This window comes from Chitinophaga sp. H8 (assembly GCF_040567655.1).
In the GTDB taxonomy this organism is placed as follows: Bacteria; Bacteroidota; Bacteroidia; order Chitinophagales; family Chitinophagaceae; genus Chitinophaga; species Chitinophaga defluvii.
Map to the genome: position 1 here is coordinate 944,811 of NZ_JBEXAC010000001.1, position 22,048 is coordinate 966,858.

Annotated in this window: 14 protein-coding genes; 12 read left to right on the forward strand and 2 right to left on the reverse strand. The window is 44.9% G+C overall.

Annotation, left to right across the window (positions count from 1 at the left end; translation table 11 throughout):
* Positions 1-47 precede the first annotated feature (47 nt).
* The 4 genes from ABR189_RS03660 to ABR189_RS03675 all read left to right on the forward strand — a co-directional run bounded on the left by ABR189_RS03660 (position 48) and on the right by ABR189_RS03675 (position 7,493).
* Positions 48-1,031: a FecR family protein gene (locus ABR189_RS03660; RefSeq protein WP_354659085.1), complete on the forward strand. Its 984-nt coding sequence runs from the start codon at positions 48-50 to the stop codon at positions 1,029-1,031.
* 245 nt (positions 1,032-1,276) lie between these two features.
* Positions 1,277-4,468 (forward strand): TonB-dependent receptor, encoded by a 3,192-nt coding sequence (locus ABR189_RS03665; protein ID WP_354659086.1) that lies wholly within the window; start codon positions 1,277-1,279, stop codon positions 4,466-4,468.
* Between the two features lie 28 nt (positions 4,469-4,496).
* Positions 4,497-6,131, forward strand: coding sequence for a RagB/SusD family nutrient uptake outer membrane protein (locus ABR189_RS03670; protein ID WP_354659087.1), 1,635 nt, complete (start codon positions 4,497-4,499; stop codon positions 6,129-6,131).
* Between the two features lie 21 nt (positions 6,132-6,152).
* On the forward strand, positions 6,153-7,493 hold the full coding sequence (locus ABR189_RS03675; protein WP_354659088.1) for an alpha-L-fucosidase: 1,341 nt from the start codon (positions 6,153-6,155) through the stop codon (positions 7,491-7,493).
* Between the two features lie 72 nt (positions 7,494-7,565).
* Here the strand turns inward: ABR189_RS03675 and ABR189_RS03680 are convergent, their stop codons facing one another.
* The gene (locus ABR189_RS03680; protein WP_354659089.1) at positions 7,566-9,665 is read right to left on the reverse strand and encodes a glycoside hydrolase family 71/99 protein; all 2,100 of its coding nucleotides are present in this window, start codon (positions 9,663-9,665) and stop codon (positions 7,566-7,568) included.
* 340 nt (positions 9,666-10,005) lie between these two features.
* Here ABR189_RS03680 and ABR189_RS03685 point away from each other — a divergent pair, with 340 nt between their 5' ends.
* The 3 genes from ABR189_RS03685 (at position 10,006) to ABR189_RS03695 (ending at position 15,475) form a co-directional block, all read left to right on the forward strand.
* Positions 10,006-10,680 carry a hypothetical protein gene (locus tag ABR189_RS03685; RefSeq protein WP_354659090.1) on the forward strand — a complete coding sequence of 225 codons (675 nt, stop codon included), beginning with the start codon at positions 10,006-10,008 and terminating at the stop codon, positions 10,678-10,680.
* Positions 10,681-10,888: 208 nt separating this feature from the next.
* Positions 10,889-14,419, forward strand: coding sequence for a PVC-type heme-binding CxxCH protein (locus ABR189_RS03690; RefSeq protein ID WP_354659091.1), 3,531 nt, complete (start codon positions 10,889-10,891; stop codon positions 14,417-14,419).
* Between the two features lie 153 nt (positions 14,420-14,572).
* Positions 14,573-15,475, forward strand: a complete 903-nt coding sequence (locus tag ABR189_RS03695; RefSeq protein WP_354659092.1) for a protease complex subunit PrcB family protein — start codon at positions 14,573-14,575, stop codon at positions 15,473-15,475.
* A gap of 66 nt (positions 15,476-15,541) precedes the next feature.
* Here the strand turns inward: ABR189_RS03695 and ABR189_RS03700 are convergent, their stop codons facing one another.
* Positions 15,542-16,339 (reverse strand): hypothetical protein, encoded by a 798-nt coding sequence (locus tag ABR189_RS03700; protein WP_354659093.1) that lies wholly within the window; start codon positions 16,337-16,339, stop codon positions 15,542-15,544.
* Positions 16,340-16,896: 557 nt separating this feature from the next.
* Between ABR189_RS03700 and ABR189_RS03705 the strand changes: the two genes are divergently transcribed.
* The 5 genes from ABR189_RS03705 to ABR189_RS03725 all read left to right on the forward strand — a co-directional run bounded on the left by ABR189_RS03705 (position 16,897) and on the right by ABR189_RS03725 (position 22,046).
* Positions 16,897-17,256: a SnoaL-like domain-containing protein gene (locus ABR189_RS03705; protein ID WP_354659094.1), complete on the forward strand. Its 360-nt coding sequence runs from the start codon at positions 16,897-16,899 to the stop codon at positions 17,254-17,256.
* Positions 17,257-17,464: 208 nt separating this feature from the next.
* Entirely contained in the window at positions 17,465-18,763 is a 1,299-nt protein-coding gene (locus ABR189_RS03710) for a hypothetical protein (protein ID WP_354659095.1), read from the forward strand.
* Between the two features lie 34 nt (positions 18,764-18,797).
* The gene (locus ABR189_RS03715) at positions 18,798-19,895 is read left to right on the forward strand and encodes a hypothetical protein (RefSeq protein WP_354659096.1); all 1,098 of its coding nucleotides are present in this window, start codon (positions 18,798-18,800) and stop codon (positions 19,893-19,895) included.
* Positions 19,896-20,141: 246 nt separating this feature from the next.
* Positions 20,142-20,732, forward strand: coding sequence for an RNA polymerase sigma factor (locus ABR189_RS03720; protein ID WP_354659097.1), 591 nt, complete (start codon positions 20,142-20,144; stop codon positions 20,730-20,732).
* 132 nt (positions 20,733-20,864) lie between these two features.
* Complete coding sequence (locus ABR189_RS03725; RefSeq protein ID WP_354659098.1) at positions 20,865-22,046, forward strand: FecR family protein; 1,182 nt, start codon at positions 20,865-20,867, stop codon at positions 22,044-22,046.
* Positions 22,047-22,048: the final 2 nt, after the last annotated feature.

The following is a 22,048-nucleotide window of genomic DNA, read 5'->3' on the forward strand; positions in this document are numbered from 1 at the left end:
ACAATTGTTTTTACTGCAATATTATCTCACAGGCAATACTTGCAAACATGAATGAACAACAACTGACGGAGTTAATTGAAAGATACCTGGAAGGTACGGCTACACAAGAGGAAAGGGAAAAAGTAGAGCAGTGGTATGCCGGTTTCGATGATTACACCGCAAACTTCTATAATGGCGATGCAGCTAAGATCGCTGCTTCTGCGCAAAAAAGCCTGGCCCTTATCCGGCAGCAGCTCTCCGCAGCTCCTGCCCGGCAACCTGTACAAATGAAGCGGCGTATGGGGTGGACCAGGATAGCCGCGGCGGCAGTGGTGTTATTGTTTGCAGGGGTAGCTACTTATTTTTTTCTATATACGCCCCGGGTGAGTGCCCGTATCATTGTAAAGAATGCCGCTGGCCAGGTACGGCAGGTGCTATTGCCTGATAGCTCTGTTGTATGGCTAAACTCCCACAGTGAAATACAATATCTGCCTGATTTTTCTGATACCGCAAGGGAAGTTTTCCTCAGCGGAGAGGGATTCTTTGAAATCAGGCCGGAAAGCAAACGGCCTTTCTTAGTCCATTGTCAGGAGATTACCACTCGTGTGTTAGGCACCTCTTTTAATGTAAATGCTTATAGAGAGCTGGACACGATGGCCATCACCCTGTTAACCGGCAAAGTAGCCATATCATCATCCGGTAAGGTGCTGGGGGTATTGGCACCGGACCAGCAATTGAGTTATTACCGGACCAGCGGAAAGGTAGTTACCGCACAGGTGTCGGCCGATGCCCTGGGCGCCTGGAAAGAAGGTAAGCTGCAATTTGATGATTGTTCTATGGAACAAATTGCTACCACACTGGAAAGATGGTATGGGTACAAATTTAGTTTTGAATATGACCAGCTGAAAAAATGCCGGTATTCCGCAAGCTTTGAAAACACCATTCCACTAAAAGATTTACTGGATATACTGCGCCAGGTAAGTAATGTACAATACGACCTGGATGCGGTCAATAAATCAGTTGTTTTTAAGGGAAAGCATTGTAATAATTAACAACCAAAATTTACAAAGATGATCAGGCAAGTTTACTGCGATTTTTAGCGCGGGGGGCAGCATTATGCGCCTTTTTATTCCACAAAAAAACCGCTCCGGGTCTAAGACGGAGCGGTGAATGATTCGAATTAAACGTCAAACATTTAAAACAAGACGAATTTATGCATTTTCTTCCAGCGATCGCCGGGAAGTGGCGACTTTTTTTGCTTTTCCGGTATGGTCTTCATCCGAAACTACAGTTTATAATGAGGTGTTCATTATTCTTTACATGCTTTATTTGTGCCAGCTTTACAATAGTGCTGGCTTCAGAAGCTGATGGGCAGCGAATTACCACAGAAAAGATCAGTATCACGGCATACAATCAGGATCTTAAGCAGATATTCCATATGATAGCATCTGCCAGTGGAGCGCAATTCGTTTATTCCAGCAGTCAGGTAAACGGAGAAAAAGATATTACCCTGGTAGAGCGGGATGCAACGTTGGAAGACGTATTAAACAGGTTATTATTACCCCGCCATTTTAAATGGAAAGCATCCGGTAATCATATTATCATTACACAGAACATCGCTGGCACTTCCGGCAATGAGATGGACGCGCCTGTACGTATCCGGGGAAGGGTTTTTGATCAGGCAGATCCTCCGGCTCCGCTACCCGGGGTAAGTGTGGCTGTAAAAGGTACCAGCCGGGGTACCGCTACAGAATCGGATGGCTCTTTTGAAATAAAGGCCAGCCCGGGAGAAGTCCTTGTTTTCTCCTTCATGGGATATAAGCAGGTGGAATATGTTGTTGGAAAACAGGATAACATTACTATTTCCCTGCAGCAGAATGTAAGCGCCCTGGAACAGGTGGTGGTAACAGGTTACTCTTCCCAAAAGGTAAAGAACCTGGCGAGTTCACTGGCAACAGTTAACCCTGCCAATATCCAGGCAAAACCCATCACGCAATTGTCCCAGGCATTGCAGGGTGGTGTTACCGGCCTCACCGTACAGCAGGGCTCCGGCTTGCCGGGAGGCGATGCGGCTACCATCAAAATAAGGGGTATCAATACCCTGGGCTATACCAGCCCTTTGATCCTGGTAGATGGTGTGCCCTTTGATATTAACAACGTAGATCCTACTACGGTAGAAAATATCACGATTCTTAAAGACGCGGCTGCAGCAAGTATTTATGGGGCCAGAGCGGCCAATGGGGTGATCCTGGTAACTACCCGAAGGGGAGTACCTGGTAAAGTACAGGTTACCTATGATGGGTATGTAGGTATGCAAAATCCTACTTATGTCCCCAAGTTTGTAGATGCTGCCAGGTACATGGAAATCGTAAACGAGGCAAATAGTAATGTGGGCCGTGATAAACAGTATACGGATGAGGCAATAGCGACCACGCGTAATGGCAGCGATCCCTTACATTATCCTAATACGGACTGGACTAACATTATGTTGAAGAAGAGTGCACTTATCACCAATCATACCCTGGGGGTAAGCGGTGGAAACAGTGTGGCTCGTTTTGCAGTAACCGCTACTTATCTCAAACAGGATGGTATCATGGATAATACCAGTTTCGACAGGTTTATGCTGCGTGCCAATACGAGTGTTACCCTGCGGAAGAACATTATCATGTTCCTGGACCTTAATACTACCCGTGGCAACCAGACGCTGCCCTATGCCGATGGCCGGGGAAACATGGACTGGATGCTGTATATGACTTATGGTATTCCTCCAAACGTGATGGCCAAATATCCGGTAAGGGAGGATGGATTGGTGACTTACGGACAATTTGGTGAAATGAGGAACCCGCTGGCTCACCTGGAAGTAGGCGGTGTGCAGAAAAATATGACCGACAATGTACAGGTAAATTTTCAACCCAAGTGGGAAATCGTACCTGGGCTGAATTTAAAGATGCAATATAACTTCCGGATCAGAAGCACTACCACCACTACTTCACGGGATGCTTTTAATTTCCTGAATTATTTTGACAGCAACCTGATGTATGTATTTGGAGCCAATTCAGGGACCTCTTCAGACAGAAGTACCTATAACTACCTCAGCGGTACATTGGACTATGAGCGGAATATCGACAAGCATCGTATATTCCTGCTCGGTGGCGCTTCGCAGGAGTTTGACAGCCCGGATGCCGTGAATATCAGTACACTCCGTTCCGTATTCGCTAAGTTGTACTATTCCTATAACGACAAGTATTTACTCGAAGCAGCCCTTCGTGGTGATGGTTCTTCCCGCTTTGGTCCTGGTAATAAATGGGGCAGTTTCCCTTCTGTCGCATTGGGATGGAATATCAGCAATGAGCATTTTCTGAAAGGGATGAAAGCCCTGGACAACTGGAAGCTGAGAGCTTCTTACGGCATGCTGGGAAATAACCAGAACGTAGGTAATTACCAATATCAAACTACCATTAATACAGGTAATGGGGTGGAAAACACTTTTGGTAATCCGGATATTACCTGGGAAAAGGTGAAGATGCTGGATATCGGAACGGATCTTGGATTCTTTAATAATAACCTGCATCTGACTATTGACTGGTATGATAAAACAACGGATGATATTTTGCTGGCACCACCAGTTGCTGCTGCCTCCGGTTTAAAAGCCATTTCACTGAATGCAGGGAAGGTGCGCAACCGGGGATGGGAATTTGCACTGGACGTTAACCGGAAAATAGGTAAGCAGGCAACTATCTTTACCCGAACAGGATTCTCCGCTTATAAGAACACGATTCTTTCTCTTTGGGGTGGACCATATTACCCTACCAATGCCATTCATAGAGAAGGTGATCCGCTGGGCATGTATTATGGATTTAAGACAAATGGGCTGCTCCAGCAAAAAGACCTGGACGCGGGTGTACCTGTTTTTTCAGGACAACAGCCGGGGGATATTAAATATGTAGACTATGATGGTAATGGGGTACTGAATGATGACGATCGTACCATCATAGGTAATCCTGAGCCGAGAGTGAATTATTTTATTAACCTGGGAGGAAGTTTTAAAGGCTTTGACCTGGAGGTACAATTGAATGGATATGGGGCGCATACTGCGGTGTATCGTGGACGCATAGCAGCGCCATTGGATGTGGCAGATCCTGGTGCCAAGCCTATGGAATTTCAAACAAATTACTGGACCCCTACTAATACAAATGCACGTTTTCCAAGGATAGTCCCTAATAGCCTCACCAGTTCCAACGTAACCAGGTTTTCAGATTTCTGGTTTGAGAATGCCGCTTATGCCAGGATCCGTTTTATCCAGTTGGGCTACAACTTCAACACAAATTTACTGCAACGCTTCAGGTTAAGTGGTTTCCGCATTTATGCGAATGCACAAAACCCTTTCACATTTACCAAAATGGGATTCCTGGATCCGGAAAGCAAAGGAGGAGAAACCACCTATCCGCTTATGCGTGTTTATACTTTTGGTGTTAGTGCAAGATTCTAAAACAGGGCAGTATTTTAAAATCAGTATCATGAAGCAATCTATCATTCATCTTATATTACCTGTAATCCTGGTCTTATCGGCCTGTAACAAGGATTATCTGACCAGAAATAATCCAACTTCCACCACAGATGAAAGCTGGTGGCGCACACAGGCACAACTGGATGGGGCGCTGGACTACATTTATGCTTCCGTACCACAGGGGGGATATGCAGGCAATCCCAATGGCCGTATCTTTTTTTCTACCATGACGGATGATGCTTACTGGAACGGAAATTTTTATGGTTCATTGAATACAGTAGCACTCGGCGACGGAAATCCCAGCCTGGGATGGCCTTATTCAGGTGTGTGGGAAAATAATTATGCCCGCATCAGAATGGCTTCACGATTCATTGAAAATGCAGAACGGGCTTATATGGATTCTACTTTAAGAACCCGTTATATCTATGAAGCAAGGGCCATGCGGGCCTGGTATCATTTGGACCTGTACCTGTATTTCGGAGCTATCCCAATTATAACCAAAGCTGTGACGCCTGTTGAATCGGGAGGTCTTAAAAGGAGTTCGATTCAGGAAGTAGTCAATTTTATCACTTCCGAGCTGGAAATCTGCGCGGCTAAATTGCCGGTATCATACAATAATGATCAGGCTAAAAGAATTACCAAAGGGGCCTGTTTGTCAATGAGAGCTATTGCTTTCCTGAACGCACGTATGTACAGCGAAGCTGCTACTGCTGCCCGGCAGGTGATAGACCTGAAAGATGAGAATGGGGCTGCCGTATATAGATTGCATAACAGTGGCGCTCCTGACAGAAACAGCTATGCAGATCTGTTTTCCTACAACGGGAAGATTAACCGGGAGCGGATCTTTATGCGGACCAATGGGCTCAATGATATCTGGTTCAGGAATGCACCTTCTGGGGTGCCGCCCGGCCCCGCACAGGCAGCTACCAACCCTACAGAGGCGCTGGCAAACAGTTATGAAACACTGCAGGGGAAAACACTGGCAGAACTTGGCAACGACAGTATGGATATTTACAAGAAAGAACCAAATTACAAAAACAACAGAGACCCCAGATTACAGTACACCTTGCTTTATCCAAACGAAGTATTTGAAGGAAGAAAACTGGAACCTTTCAATGCTGATCCCAACAATTCTGACCGGATTGGTGGCCCTACCGGTTCGGCTACCGGCTTCTGGATGAGGAAATACCTGGATCCACAGGACAAGGGAGCTACAGAAAGCAGCACCCTTGATTTTATGATTATTCGTTATGCAGAGATCTTACTGACCTATATAGAAGCTAAAGTAGAAAGTAATGACTGGCAGGATCCGGCAGTAATACAATACCTGAATGATATCCGAAACCGTGCTGGTATGCCCAATGTAAACGTGGCAGTATACAACACACAGGAGAAGTTACGTCAGCTCTATCAAAGGGAAAGAAGGGTAGAGCTTGCACTGGAAGGTGCCCGGCTGTTCGATATCCGCAGATGGAAAATAGGTGCCCTGGTAATGCGTGGCAGTGTGGAAGGCGCTACTAACCCGGCTACCGGAAAAGCAGTAGTGGTGCAAACCCGTAAGTTTAATGAACAACGGGATTATTTGTGGCCTATTCCGCAAAATGAAATAAAAACATCCCAGATCATCCAGAATGAGGGGTATTGAGTATTTATTTAAAGAGATGATATGTCTAAGTTTTTTTTATCTGCCATACTCAGTATGTGTAGCCTGACCGCTTTGGGACAGTTTGGAATGGCCCGGAAAATACTTCCACCAGAACAGGTGGATGATAAAATGAAAGAATGGTTTACGGATGCCAAAGTAGGGGTGTTTATTCATTGGGGGATTTATGCAGTGGATGGCACCGTAGAATCCTGGCCCATGCAGGATGGTGTAAAGCAGGCCAAAGCCTATATGACACAGCTCAACCGGTTTAATCCCCGGAATTATAACCCTGAAAAATGGGCAGCGTTATTTAAGACATTAGGAGCAAAGTATGTGGTAATGACCACCAAGCATCACGATGGTGTGGCTTTATGGAATACCAGACAAGCCAGGGCATTGAGTATCCCCGCTCATTCGCCTTATAAGAAGGACATCATTGCACCTTTGTTTAACGCACTGAGGAAAGAAGGGATTAAGTGCGGGGCTTATTTTTCAAACCCCGACTGGAGCTATCCTGATTACCCGCGTTATACTAAAGATAGTGTAAGGTATGACCCTGCCCGGGTGCCCGACAGATGGGCCAGGTTTATTTCGTTTTACAAAGGACAGCTGCAGGAATTGATGAAGGGATATAAACCTGATCTGTTATGGTTTGATATGCCGGAGTATAATGCGGACATGATGCAGGCGGCAGCTACCCGTAAGATGTTGCTGGAAGAAAACCCGCATGTGGTTATCAACAGCAGGCTGGCAGAGCATGGAGACTATAACAATCCGGAACAGGACCTCTTTGCTGCACGCCCTGCAGACAAATACTGGGAATTTGCTATACCGGTAACGGAAGGGAAATGGGGATACCGGGCAGGTATGAACGAAGCGTCAGACCCAGGCACATTGATTACATTGTTTGCCCGTGTGCTTGCTCAGGGAGGTAATTTTTTATTTGATGTAGGACCAGATGGCAACGGAGAAATTATTCCTGCTCAAACAAAGTGCCTGGAAGAGATCGGAGGCTGGATCAACAAGCATCAGGAGGCTATCTATGGTACAAAAGAAGGGATAGGCTTTGAAGTATGCGGATTCCCGACCACTTATTCCAAAGATTCAGCAGCTTTGTTTGTATTTGTGCCGCATGGTAATAAAGTGGTCAACTTAAATGGTGTTGACAGGAATATAACGGCAAGCATTATAGGCAGTGGTACTCTGGTGCCGGCAAAAAGTGGAGGCATACCCGGATGTTATGGGTGGTTTACGTTGAATATACCGGATCAGGAAGAAGATAAGTATATGACGGTAATAAAGCTGACTGCACCATCCGGTAAGCCTATTAAACAACGTATGAAAGGAGGGTATATTGAATAAGTAAGTTTGGTATCGAAGTTTGTAAAAGGGGGACCAGTACCGGTCCCCCTTTTTTATACCCAAAACAATTGTTTACTTCTTCCAGATACAGCGGTAGTTAAATCTTCTGTTAGGTGCGGTATCTCCATCTATACACAAGGATATCGGGTCTTTTAAACCGGCTGCGTTATCACTCCACTTGAAATCAAATACAAACTGATTGCCGGTAAGTCCCAGCAAAGTACGTGGTATAGCTACTTCCAGCTCATTGCCTGCATAGCGGAATTTTACAGTTGCTACCTGCTGCCAGGGAGCATTGGTATTAGCAGCATCGTAACGCATCAGGGTAGTGGTGTTGTCATCTTTCACCTCCTTGTTCAGGATAAAATCATATCCATGCCAGCCTGTTGACGGATTATTGTCGGCGTCAATGAACAGGAGCATCCAGTTATTATCTGTGTGAGCAGTAAGAGGGTCAGCTGTTTGAACATAGAAATTGATGTTTTGAGGATCTACCATTACCTTGCCGGTAATGATATCATTCCTTCCGGAATTATTTGTATAATCAATTCCCCCATATCCTTTGTAATTCCGGTGAAAGATATCTCCTTTGGTATCCCGGTATTCTGTCTGCGCCTTTTTCCAATCAGCAAAATTCCCGTCTATTTTTACGTTGGATAATCCCTTTAACTGCGGGATAGGACGTATTCCTTTATACCGGCGGATATTCTGCGCCATCTGCATATAGTAGTTGTCGGTATAGCCGTTTTTCATAGGCTGGATAGCCCGGTTAAATTCGGCATTGTACTGGTCAACAAAAAAATAAGGGCTGTTCCTGCGCATAAAGGAAAAAGTTTTCCCGCCTTCCGGTTGATATTTCCCAGCCGTCCATTCATTCCAGTCATTGATATAGAGGAACTGTGGATCTGATTTTAGCGCTTCTTCCCACCGGTCCTGAAAATAAATACCATATCCTTCCGGGTTGCTCACTGTTTTTTTGAGCCAGGGTACATAAGTGGGCTCGGGGAGATCGTATTGATTAAGCTGAGGCTCACCTTTTTCCCGCGTCCATGATTTTCCCACCAGACTGGAAGGATGTTGGGCCGGTGTTACAGCGGCTTCTTCTCTTTTCCCCTTATGTAAAGATACCAGGCTGTCGGGATGCATGGCTTTCACTTTTTCATTACCCAGGTCGTAACCAAAGCTCCAGTTATCTTCCGTGCCGATAAAACGTTTTCCTGCCCATTTATGATACCCCCACCACATGGTGCGTAGCGTAAAGAAACGCTTTACTTCCTTGGTATAATCTTTATAAAATGCTTCAGTATAATCAGGATCATTGTAATGCGGATGACTGGCATCTGTTTTAGCCAGAGAGTCATAATGGGGATTGGGTTGTTTGGCATCCTGTCCGTTTGCATCATATTTGGGATTGCCATTGTAAAGCAGTAATGGTTTACCATCCCAATAAAACCAAAGGTCATTAAAGCGGTTGTTTTTATAGATGCGGTCGTAAAGATCCTGTACGACGGTGATTACCGGACCATTAAAGGCCCAGAAGCAGAACTGGGGTACCTTGTTGCCTTCTGCTTTCATTTTCTGCATGGTGGTAAACAATACTTCCCATTCATCCCAGTATCTGACAGCGTTGGTCACATCCATTACCAGTACATCTACGCCTGCATCTGCCAGCATAGACATATCCTTCCGGATAACGTATTCATCTTTACTTAAGAAGTAGCCCATTTCTGGTTCTCCCCAGTGATAAGAGCCTTCTGTCCACAGCGGGTGTTTGGCATCCAGGCGGGCAGCCGGGTCTTTGGCCAGCACTTTGGTAACGTCGGCAGCATAATCTCGTTTAGGTAGGGCATTATTATCACTGTGCCAGGTGATATAGAACATCCCCACTACGCGACGCTGGTCTTTTTTTACTGCCCCCACTTTCTGAAAGTCAGGCATCGTTCTTCCCAAGGCATCAGATCCTACCCAGGTATCCGCATAGATATCCCGGTAGTACTGATCATTTGCCCCGGCACCTTTTTGTTTTACAGGCAGGGAATCGTTTTTTATAGCCCCATTTGTGCTGCTTGCAACAGCCTGGGAATCGTGATTTGAAGCCGCCACTGAAAAGCCGAATCCGCTGATCAGTAGTACCCCAAAAAGAAGCTTTCGCGAGAATTGTTTATTTCGCATAGGATTAAAAATTTGATGGGTTTGAATGTTTTATACCCAACACACTGTATGGCCTGATGCAGTGGATGGTACTCATAACGTATATGCTGTAATACTTAGCTGTTTTTTACACTACGTGGCTGTGTAAATAAATTTTTTTTGATTGATCAAATAGCTATTGATCATACAAATTATCATTATCCTCACGGGAAGGTATCCTGTGCTGTCCTATTCAGGGGGAAATACGCGGGCTGCTTTGATTTATTCCGCCTAATATTTAGATTGCAGGAGTAAAACCCGATTGTTAATCTGTACCCTTTACTGTTGAAACAATTTCCCTGATAACCTATAAATTAAAATCATGAAAACGCTTTTTATTACTGCTATTATTCTTTTATCTTTTGTTAGTACTTATGCTCAAGTCAATCATTTGCCATTAACTGGTAATGTGGGGATAGGAACGAATGACCCAAAAGTTTCGTTGGATGTAAACGGGATCACCAGGTCGAACGGCCCTGTCACTTTTTTAGGCCCAGGTACTTCTTCAGAAACATCGGGTACGAATAAAAGAGGATTGTATCTTGACAATGGACTCAGTACTGGCTGGCGATTGATGACATTAGTAAACGCAAATGGTACTTTATTCAGCATAGAGGGTAATGGTAACGTGGCCATCGGTACGCCTAATCCCGCTGGTTATAAGTTGGCTGTTGAAGGAACGATTGGTGCGCGAAAAGTGAAAGTAACACAGGAAACCTGGGCCGACTTTGTCTTTCATCCTGATTATAAACTTCCTTCCTTGCAGGAGGTATCACTTTTTGTTCAGCACCATAAACATTTGCCTGGTATTCCTTCTGAAAAGGAAGTGAAAGAAAAGGGCCTGGACCTCGGTGAAATGAATAAGCTCTTATTACAGAAAGTAGAGGAACAGTTATTATATATCATTGAATTAAGCCAAACGGTGAACGAACTATCCCGTAAAACGCAGCAGCTGGAGCAAAAACTGTCTGATCTAAACGGTCTGAAAGCAAAGTAATATAGCTTCACAATCAGGAATTAAAATACAGGATGGCTGTTGCCCCACCTAATGGGTAAGTATAGGACAGTATCTAAACAGTAAATGTTTATTTTCCGTTTATATCGACCAGAACTGGAATCAGCAGCGCTTTGATTTTTACATAACCTTCTTTATCCAATTTATCACATAACAGCGGTTAGCTGTCATCATTAAAATATTTCCACTTATGACTCACAGGTTCTTTCAAGGGCTGGTGCTCCCGCTGTATGTATGTTTTATGGTGGGATGCGCCGGCTTTCAAAAGAAAAAGCACCACGATACACCCAAGGAAAAATTTGCAGAGCATGTGCGTACTACGGAGTTTCAGACACCTGCCGAAGAACAGGCAGGGTTTACACTTCCGCCCGGGTTTGAAGTCACCCTTTTCGCCGCCGAACCTGATATCAGCAAACCTATTAATATAGAATTTGACGACAGAGGAAGATTATGGGTCTCCCAGTCATCCGCATATCCTATGGCAGCGGCTCCCGGCAAGGGACAGGACCGTATTTCCATATTGGAGGATACCGATGGTGACGGCAAGGCCGACAAGTTTACCCATTTTGCCGATAGTGCCAACATCCCCATCGGTATCATGCCGATGGCGGATGGCGCTATTGCTTATAGTGTACCTAACCTCTTCCGCTATACGGATAGTAATGATGATGGAAAAGCGGATAAAAAGGCCGTATTGTTTGGCGAATTTGGGCACCAGGATACCCATGGGATGGTCAATAACCTGGTCCGTGGTTTTGACGGCTGGATCTATGCCTGCCACGGATTTACCAATGCTTCTACAATAGCGGGTACCGATGGTGATTCTATCAGGATGGTGTCGGGGAATACCTTCCGCTTCCGCCCGGATGGCAGTCGGGTAGAACAAACGTCGTTCGGAAGGGTTAATCCCTTTGGCCATGCTTTTGATGAATGGGGGTACCTCTATTCGGCAGACTGTCATTCCAAACCAATTTATCAGCTGATCCGCGGCGGGGAATACCCGCACTTCGGGAAAAAATCTCCGGGCATTGGTTTTGCACCCGAAATGATGCATTACGAACTGGGTTCTACCGCTATCGCCGGACTGGCCTATTACATTGGCGTACAATTTCCGGAAGCATACCGCAACAGTTTTTATTCCGGGGATGTGGTGACCTGCCGGATCAACAGGAATACCATGACACTGCATGGGAGTACTCCTGAAACAAAACGGGAAGAAGATTTTCTGGTAAGTGATGATCCCTGGTTCCGGCCGGTAGACATAAAAATAGGGCCGGATGGCGCCATGTATGTGGCCGATTTCTATAACCGGATTATCGGGCATTATGAAGTGCCTTTGGATCATCCGGGAAGAGACCGGGTAAGTGGACGTATCTGGAGAATTACTTACCGGGGTGACCAGCCACATGAAGACCTGCAGGTTAAAAACTGGGCAAAGGCTTCTATGGAGGAACTCATCAAAGGACTGCAACATCCGCAACTAAATGTACGGATGAAAATAGCAGACCGGCTGGTAGATGTATGGAAGGAAAAAGCAGTAGCGCCCGTTACGGCGATGATGACTACCGGCAAGCCGGATACCCATGCTTTTATACAGGGCTTGTGGATATTACACCGGTTGCATGCCTTGCCTGCTGGGTTATTGGACAATGCCCTGCAGCATAGTGATCCTATGATACAGGTACATGCTTTCCGTATCCTGGAAGAAACTGGTAACATTAATGAGCAGCAGCGTAATGTAATCATAGCTGCTACCACCAATAAAAATCCGCATATACAGCGTATGGCTGCGGAAATACTAACCCGCTTTACCGGGATTGACCAGCTTACTCCGCTGCTGGCTTTATACAATCAGACAGGGGATGCAGATACGCATTTAAAGTATACGGCACTGTTAGGTATACGTGATAACCTGCGTAATAAACAGGTGATGCAACAGGTAGCTACCCGTAAATGGGACGACAAACAACTGGAGGTACTTACCAAAGCCATGCTGGATGCTCCTGGTCAGGAAGCCGCCACATTTGTTTTAAATTACCTCCGTACCCACGAATTACCTCCTCCGCAGCTATTAGCTAGTCTGGAATATATTGGCCGTTATGGTGGTGCTGCCAGCCAGGACCCGCTAATCGCACTGATCCAGAAAAAGTTTTCCGGTGATATGGATACGCAGTTCCGGTTATTCAATATCATCCGGAGCGGTGTTACACAAAGCGGGGGACATCTGACCAGCCGGATGCAGCAATGGGGAGTAGCGATGGCCCACCGGTTCCTGGAAAATATTTCCGAAACAGGAGATACCTGGAAAAATAAACCACTTCAAAGAACCGGAGAGCCGGTTAGCCCCTGGATTATTTCAGAAAGTTTTCTGACAGATGTTATGCCTGCGTTCAGGATTATCTTTAGCGAAAAACAAGGGTATGATCCTACCGGTATTCTTTATTCCATCCCGGTTAAACTGCCGGCGCATTTAAGCATGAACGTTTTTGATAACGATGTGGATAACAGTAAAGAAAAGAAAGGAGTGTCAAAGAATGTAGTACGTATAAGGTTATCCGGTAGCGGGCAGATAGTGGGAGAGTATCGTTTAAAAATGGATCAAACGGCACAATGGAAAGACCTGATCAAAAAAGTAGATTTTGACTTGTCTGCCTGTCAGGGCAAATTGGGATATATAGAGGTAATAGATAGCACACATACCGGTTCTGTTGGTATCGGCAAGCTGGAGCCGGCAATACTGGAAATACCTGTAAAAAGCCCGTCGGAAATAGCAGAAAGAAGAGTGCAGGCAGCAGAACTGGCCGGTGATTTTAAAATAACCAGTCTGGAGCCTGCTTTGCGGCAACTGGTAGCTGCTCCATGGGAAGATTATAAAGTACGTATCGCGGCTGCAAGTGCGTTGATGAACCTTTCGCCTCAAAGGAATATGAATATACTTGGGAAGGTATTCCAGTCGATGGGAGAGCTGCCCGTTGTAAAAGAGAAATTGGCTACTGCATTAGGACAGGCCCCTTCACCGGCAGTCTATGATATCCTGGAAAAAGGATTTTCCGGTAGTGCCCGCAATGGCCAGGTGGTGATTGCTACCGTATTGGCCAATTCAACTAATGGGATAGATTATTTATTACGGGCACTGAAAGCCGGCGATGTAAATGCAGATGTACTGGATGAACTGCCGGTAAAAGAACGGCTGGCAGCTAACAGCCAGAAGCGTCAGCAGGAACAGTTAAATGCACTTACCGCTGGCAGCGTCAATGAACGGGAAGAAAGGCAAAAACTGATCACTGCCCGCATTGATGGATTTAAGGTGGATACTGCCCTCAGCAGCGGCGGCAGAAATATCTTTATACAAAATTGCAGCATGTGCCACCAGATAAAAGGTAATGGCGGCGTGGTAGGCCCTCAACTGGATGGTATCGGCAACTGGGGACCTAAAGCACTCACTGAAAAGATACTGGACCCTAACCGGAATATCTCTGAATCCTTCCGTAACTATAACATTACGCTGAAGAACGGAAAAATGCTGACGGGCTTGTATCGCAGAACAGAAGGGGAAGCCCTCGTGTTTGCTGATCTTACCGGCAAGGAATTTTCAGTAGGGCAGCATGAGATTAAAGAAAAGAAAGTGTCCAAATATACACTCATGCCGGATCAGTTCAGGAAAACGATCACGGAACAGGATTTTTATGCATTGTTAAACTTCCTGATCAGTACAAAATAGAGGGATAGTTAATCAGCAGTTCCACAATGGCAGTATCGATATTGCTCATTGTGGAACTACTTTTTTTAAAATCCGGATTAAAACAATATAACCTCCAAAACGTCTGATTTAAACCGGAATAGTTACATTCGCAGTATCGTTAAATCCATCTATATGAATTTACCTGCTGCATTAGTATTACCAGCCTGTTTACTGGCGATGTCCAGCCAGGCATTACCCGCTAAAGAATTGCATACCCCATTAACCTTCATCAGCGAGGTTGCTGAACATACTCCTGGTGTCCTGGTTTTTACGGGGGAACATGCTAAGCCTAAAAAGAGCATTGCTTTTTCGCAGGGTATTGACATGATCATAAAGGGGATAGGGCTAAACATAGACCATATCCGGTTTGTCAAGGAGCCTAAGGCTACCGACTATTGCGTGCATGCCAATAATAAAGCTGCTTATGCGAAGTCGATCATCATTGCTGCCAATAACGGGATCAAGCTGGACCGTGATATGCGGATGGAAACAAAGATGACCAGAGAACAGTTTGCGACGCGGTTACACGAAGCCATCCTGGCCACAGGAAACTATCCGGTCACATTAAACTGGCTGATTATTAAAGATGAAGCAGCGTTCTCCCCAGACGCATTGAATGCAGTACAAACGCTGGTGAAGTTTAACGTAGTGACTTTGGAGAAGGGAAGTTACCGTCCCAAAGCACTGATCACGGAGCTGGAGGCAGCTACCATGGTAAAGAAAGCAGTAGCTTTTATTAAAGCACATAAGCCAGTGGAAGCGGCTGTTCCCCAAACGGAAGATGAAGTAACTTTCCAGTCTACCCCGGTAAATGACAGCGTGAACCGGGTGGTGTTATCCAGAGGCGAAAAACCTAACTCTGGTTACCAGATCATGATCACCAGCATTGTTTTTCCGGCAAAAGGACAGGCGGAGATTCATTATAAACTCACGGATCCTGCACCCGGCAATTCCTATCTCCAGGTAATCACCACGGCTACTGCCGAAGCCTATGTAGCAGCGGGATACCAGGTATCACTGAAAGAAGATAAATAGTTATTGCAACATAGAATAATACAGATCAGCCGGGTAGTATATCCGGCTGATTTTTTTATGATTTGTTTACCCCACCGCAATAATCTTAGCACATCCTGGTATGTCTTTCCTGCGTTTGTTGGGATACAAAACAGGCCCCATCTCTATACCAAAGGCTAAAACGACAGACATATTATCCTGGAGGGGTTCCGGACGATTGAGCTGTAGCGTGAATGACTGTGCCTCCAACGGCTGTTCTGCACTATGCCAGGAGGAATGGAGATGTGCTGTAGAAAGCGCCGGAAATGAATCCGGGGAATTATATGCATGGTCCGCTCTATAGGTACAATCCCTGACTACTCCCAGGCTGATGATAAACCGATAATGTGTTTGTTGCCAGGGAATATGCAGATTAATACCTGGTTGTAGTTGTGGTATATGTATGGTAGCAGCACCAGTATCACGTTGTATCGCATACGTGAGTGGATGCCGGATCACATGATCCAGGGTATGCTGCTTGTTTAAATGAAATCCTTCCAGCAGATAACGATGCTGCGAAACCGCAATACCACGTTCCCCCAGTACACTCACTTTATCCAGACGCTGTAAATGTTTGCACAAAGCTGTTAATGCAGCTCCATAACGATAATCGTTGAGGTGCTTGACCGGAGTAATAGCATAACGAATCCAGCTCGCTGCTTTTGAAGCACCACCAAATTCACTGATGTATAGCCGGGTATTTGAATGGTTGGGCGATTTTTTGATCTGTGCCTTGGTAGGCCCACCCTTTGTACGCAAGATGATCTTATCACTGCCTTTCATAGTATAAGCAGACAGGCCACTGATTCCTCCAGTGAACTGCAAGGCATTCTTTAGGATAGCCATTTTTGGAGTTAAGTTTAAATGGTTAGCAATTCAACTTTTACATAAGCAATATACTGATAAATCACTACAAAAAAATATAAATGGTTTAAGACTGATCCGAAAATAATCCACAGATATTCCATAGATGTTCCGTAGATATCCCGACTAATTCCATTGTCGGAACATCTACGGGATATATACGGAACATCTACGGAATATATACGGGATATCTCTAGCGAAACATAGGCCCATGGCAGGATTTGCGGTATAAATACCTGGGAGGGACCTGAAGGGGAAAAGCAGTTAAGTGCAGGTATCTGTAAAAAAGATATTTTATTTTTTAGTAAGATCTTGAATCACATTAAGTTTTGGGGAGAGGTGACTAAATAGCGGAACTATATGCAGTGTCCTCTCTATTTTTAACTATCTGGTAATTGCCACCCAAATGGATGTTTACCGTGATCCCGGTGCATCAGGAAGCGGGGATTAATTTGTATCGCAATCAGGTGTGTTTTGATCCAGGGAAATAGGTAAAGCTGGCAAGGGAATTGTGGGGTAATCTGTAAAACCTCAAAACGATGACTACACCAGAAATTGCTACCCGTTTGGCGGAGTATTGCCGCAATGGTCAGTTTGAAGCTGCACAAAAAGAATTGTATGCAGATAATGCTGTGAGTATTGAGCCGGAAGCATCACCGGCCTTTGCCAAGGAAACCAAAGGCCTGCAGGCTATTATTGAGAAAGGACACAAATTTGAAGGGATGGTAGAAACAATGCATAGCTGTGATGTATCCCAACCCCTGGTAGCCGGCAATAGTATTGCTTTTGTGATGAACATGGATATGACCATGAAAGGGCAACCCCGTGGACAAATGGGGGAATTATGTGTATACCAGGTGAAAGACGGGAAGATCGTGGAAGAGCATTTCTTTATGTAATGCTGTTTTAACACTTGTCTACAGAATAAACGGAACATGAAAACTCCTGTCTGACAGCGATGGCTGTTGGGCAGGAGTTACTTTGTTGTAGCCTCCCTGATTTATTGTATGAAATTTAAAATAGTTTGTATATTTATTGCGTAGCTAGATGGATGTTAACCTATCACCAACATAACGATCTATCCCTTATTACCTATAAATTCTATTTATGTCAGTACATTTTAAATTCCTGGTTTGGGGAATTCTCTTTCAGTTTATTTCAGGCAGTATTGTTTGGGGGCAGAATAATACATCCCCCTGGCCGGCCACCGGAGCAGTAGGTATTGGCACCAGCAGCCCGCTTGGTAAACTCCATGTAGTAGACAATGGCCGTAATTATTATGTGAACAAGGCAATTCCAGGGCAAACGTTGGATGCGCAGGGTATTAATTATATGTTGCTGCACAAGATATATACTGGTACATTGTCGATAGACCGGCATGTAATGGGAAAGATTTCCGGTGTTCGCGGAAGTGCTGCTGCATTTAACAGAAAGTGGACGGTAGAGGTAAATACTTCTTCCGCTTATGATGCCAACCGGGGTAGCATTATTAGTTACAATGAACCTGCCCGGTTAGTTACCCTAACATATAATGATACCGCCTATATGGCTGTGGAAATAATCAGTGGTTTCAGAATGACGAATTTCTCTTTCACCGGATATGCGAATAATGAATCATTGCTGATTATTACGAATGGGGAGGCTACTAATGTAACGCCGTTTACCCCCAATGAACCTGTTTTAATTCAAGGAAGCTTGGCAGTAGGGAATAATGCCTCTGCCGCAAAGTTGCATGTAGATGCAGCGCAAGGCACCGCCTTTGCCCGGTTTACACAATCCAATGTACCTGCCGGAGATGCTTATTTAAGTATTGGTAATTCAACCGGTGCCAGTGGAATATTAATGCCACTTATTGCTGCCCGTAGTAATACGCCCAGACCAGTTGGGTTATCTATAACAGCAGAAACTGTAGATGTTATACCAGCAGGAGCAGACGCGGTCTTTGCTGCCATTGTACTAGATGGAAGGAGTAAAGTGGGATCTAAGCTAAATAACAATAATATACTGGCGGTTAATAATTACACACAAAACCTGATGATAGTAAAAGCAGATGGGAGTGTAGGAATAGGAGCAACAGATACTAAAGGATATCTCCTGGCAATAGGTGGTAGTATGATCGCAGAAAAGATCAAAGTGAAGATAAAGACTGCCTGGCCGGATTATGTATTTACCCCAGGTTATGAATTACCCCGCCTGGAATATATTGAAAAGTATATTGCAGATCATCAGCATTTACCCGACATGCCTTCTGCTAAAGAAGTGGCTGCCGACGGGCTGGACGTGGCAGAAATGAATAAGAAGCTGGTACAGAAAGTTGAGGAGCTGACATTGTATCTGATTGAGCAGCAAAAGCAGATGGATCAAATGAAGAAAACTATCGAGCATCTCAGCAGTAAAGCAAAGTAAGTAATGAAATCTTATACTCCCTAAACCCTATTTTATGAATCGTAAGTTTAAAACTGTTTCGTTAATCCTTTTCATGATGGCTGCCAGTACAGTATCCAAGGCACAGTGGGCAACCAGTGGAACTGGTATATATAATACCAATACAGGTAATGTAGGGCTTGGCACCACCAGTCCGCAAAGTTTACTGCATGTGAATGCAGTACCCAATAGTACAGTGGCCAGGTTTACACAGTCAAATATTCCATTTGGAGATGCTTATCTGAATATCAAAAGCAATGTTGCTGATCCCAACACATTTGTACCGTCTATCGTAGGTAGGAGTAATGCAAGCAGGCCATTTGCCTTAACCTTGATTGCAGAAGTAGAAGATATTACACCATCGGGATTAGATATATCGTATGGCGCAGTGATGCTGGATGGAAGAAGTAAAACTGGTACCAAGCTGGTTAATAATAATATACTGGCGATTAATAATGCGAATCAAAACCTGGTATTGGTAAAGGCGGATGGTAGTGTAGGGATAGGTACCAACAGCCCTACATCAACGCTGGATGTGAACGGGGCAATAAAAGGAAAAATGTTGGGGATGTGGGAGGGAACGGATAAGATCGGGTTTATAGGACGGGGGGCCTTCTCCACCGGCGGATGGAGTGCGACACCGAATATACTGGCCATCACTTATCATGCACGTGATTTTGCAATTGGGGGATGGAGAAAGTCTGATAGTTTGTGGGGCGGGGCCAGGCTATATATTAATTCAGATAATGGGAATGTACTGATTGGAAAAACCTCTCAAACCAATACCAGTTATAAGCTGGACGTGAACGGCAATATACGTGCTAATAAGATAGTGGTAAATACTACCGGCGCGGACTTTGTATTTGAGCCGGATTATAAATTACCTGCGTTGCAGGAACTGGAAATGTATATTCTGCAACATCGTCATTTACCCGGTATCGCACCTGCAGCACAAATGCAAAAAGAAGGTGTGGACCTCGGGGAACATCAAACGCAATTATTACAAAAGATTGAGGAGCTGACCTTACACCTCATTCAGCTTGATAAAAAAGTAACAGCGCAGCAGCAGGTAATAGCTGAACAGGCTAAACAATTGGAAGCATTAAAGAAATAATGTATACTGATACTATCGCATGATTAAAAGTCTATTAGGATTAGTTATCATGCGATAGTATCATTGTTACCCCCCAAAACGACTCTCCTAAAAATACCTTGGTATAATCCAATATTTTTTTATTTTTGTTCATAGCTGCTTAATGCTTTAGGGTACACCCACACTTATTTGATAATATACTGGCTTTAAAATCAACCGAAACAATTGGCAACAAATGATTGCCGGATTTCATTAATATTTTACGTTATGGATGATTTGAAGTCAGCACCAGCCGGTTTTTCAATAGATGCATTGCAACAAGGGAATGAAGATATGTTTGCGATGCTCTTCCATGATTTCTATCCTGTACTGTTTAATTTCGCCAACCGCCTGGTGCAGGATTCCTGTACCGCAGAAGAAATAGCAGAGGATGTATTTGTAAAATTATGGGAACGGACGGCCCGTTTCGACAGCTTTCAGTCGGTAAAAGCCTTCCTGTACATCGCTACCCGCAACAGTTGCCTGGACCATCTGAAAAAGCAGAAACGTGGCCGGCAGCATTATAAAGACTTGTTATATCTTACCAGTTCCACGGAAGAAGAAATCCTGCATACGATCATAAAAGGAGAGGTGCAGCGTGAAATATCCCATGCCATCCAGCAACTACCTGCCCGCTATAACAGCGTGATCCAAATGGCTTTTGATGAGGGCCTGAAAGCCGGGGAGATCGCCGCAATTACCGGTATGCCGGTAAGCACCGTCCGGAATCAACAGGCGAGAGGACTCGCATTGCTGCGCAAATTACTTACTGGTGGCGCATTGGAAATACTCCTGCTCTATTGGCTGCACCGGCACTAAAAAAATAATTGGCTTTTTTTGAGATGAAATTGATTTCGTGTCGTTTTTATCAGATAGGAGCCAGTTAATACTACGTAAGCAAGTGCATTAAGCAGCCTTATTTACAAGTTTTAATTATTAACAGTAGCGTTCATGGCGAAAGAGCAACTTATACATTCACTGGAAATAGCCGGTTTGATCAGCGCATACCTGGAAAACAGGCTGCCTGAAAAAGACCGGGAAACATTGCAGCAATGGATTGCTGCCAGTGAAGGTAATAAACAGTTATTTGAAGAACTCGTGGCCCGAAAAGGACAACCGGACGCACACCCCTACGTGAACAGCCATGCTGCTTATGAAAGAGTAAAACGTACTGTTGAACACCGCAGCAGGAAAAGGACCGGAATGGTGGCGTATAGTATCGCAGCTGCCATTGCACTACTCATCGCGGGGGTGCTGATGGTGATGCAAATGACTAACGGAGAAAAAGCAGAGTTGGCTGATAATAAAAAGCCTGTTCGCCAACAGATACTACCGGGTACACAAAAAGCTCAGCTGGTAATGGCCAATGGTAGCAGTGTAGCGCTGGGCACGGGTACAGATACGTCTTTTACCCTGGTGGATAATACACAGATACATCAGCAAAAAGGGGTATTCTCTTACGGCAACAGTGTTCATGATAACAACGCTGTACAGCAGCTGGCACTGGTTACGCCCAAAGGTGGTGAATACCATATGCAACTGGATGACGGGACAAAAGTATGGCTCAACGCAGCATCTTCTATTCATTTTCCCACCCGTTTTACCGGAAAGGAACGCCGGGTAACGGTCACCGGAGAAGTGTATTTTGATGTAGCAAAGGATGCCGCCAAACCATTTATTGTGGCAGTAAGAGATAAAGAGATCCAGGTAATGGGGACTGCGTTTAATGTAAAAGCATACCCCGAAGAAGTACAATGGGAAGCCGCCCTGGTGAATGGTGCTATCAAAGTAGGCGCCGGTAAAAACGGGGTAGTGCTGCAGCCGGGAAAAATGCTGACGATCAATGGTAGCCAGGTAAAAGAGTCGGCTGCCGACCTGGAAGCGATCACCGCCTGGAAAAACGGCAACTTTGTTTTTCACCAGGCCAGCTTTGGAGAGCTGTTCGCCGTACTGTCCAGGTGGTATAACGTAGAAGTGGTATATGCCCCTGGTATGCATGCCTACAGCAATTACTTTACCGGACAGGTGGAACGTAACATTCCTATCCGTCAATTGCTGGAAATGATGGAAATAACTGGCCTGGCCAGATTTAGTATAAAAGATAATATCGTAACCATATTGCCATATAAGTAATC

Excerpts from the sequence above, each read along its gene's own strand:
- ABR189_RS03660 (WP_354659085.1), top strand. The coding sequence starts at position 48 with ATGAATGAACAACAACTGACGGAGTTAATTGAAAGATACCTGGAAGGT.
- ABR189_RS03665 (WP_354659086.1), top strand. The coding sequence starts at position 1,277 with ATGAGGTGTTCATTATTCTTTACATGCTTTATTTGTGCCAGCTTTACA.
- ABR189_RS03670 (WP_354659087.1), top strand. The coding sequence starts at position 4,497 with ATGAAGCAATCTATCATTCATCTTATATTACCTGTAATCCTGGTCTTA.
- ABR189_RS03675 (WP_354659088.1), top strand. The coding sequence starts at position 6,153 with ATGTCTAAGTTTTTTTTATCTGCCATACTCAGTATGTGTAGCCTGACC.
- ABR189_RS03680 (WP_354659089.1), bottom strand. The coding sequence starts at position 9,665 with ATGCGAAATAAACAATTCTCGCGAAAGCTTCTTTTTGGGGTACTACTG.
- ABR189_RS03685 (WP_354659090.1), top strand. The coding sequence starts at position 10,006 with ATGAAAACGCTTTTTATTACTGCTATTATTCTTTTATCTTTTGTTAGT.
- ABR189_RS03690 (WP_354659091.1), top strand. The coding sequence starts at position 10,889 with ATGACTCACAGGTTCTTTCAAGGGCTGGTGCTCCCGCTGTATGTATGT.
- ABR189_RS03695 (WP_354659092.1), top strand. The coding sequence starts at position 14,573 with ATGAATTTACCTGCTGCATTAGTATTACCAGCCTGTTTACTGGCGATG.
- ABR189_RS03700 (WP_354659093.1), bottom strand. The coding sequence starts at position 16,339 with ATGGCTATCCTAAAGAATGCCTTGCAGTTCACTGGAGGAATCAGTGGC.
- ABR189_RS03705 (WP_354659094.1), top strand. The coding sequence starts at position 16,897 with ATGACTACACCAGAAATTGCTACCCGTTTGGCGGAGTATTGCCGCAAT.
- ABR189_RS03710 (WP_354659095.1), top strand. The coding sequence starts at position 17,465 with ATGTCAGTACATTTTAAATTCCTGGTTTGGGGAATTCTCTTTCAGTTT.
- ABR189_RS03715 (WP_354659096.1), top strand. The coding sequence starts at position 18,798 with ATGAATCGTAAGTTTAAAACTGTTTCGTTAATCCTTTTCATGATGGCT.
- ABR189_RS03720 (WP_354659097.1), top strand. The coding sequence starts at position 20,142 with ATGGATGATTTGAAGTCAGCACCAGCCGGTTTTTCAATAGATGCATTG.
- ABR189_RS03725 (WP_354659098.1), top strand. The coding sequence starts at position 20,865 with ATGGCGAAAGAGCAACTTATACATTCACTGGAAATAGCCGGTTTGATC.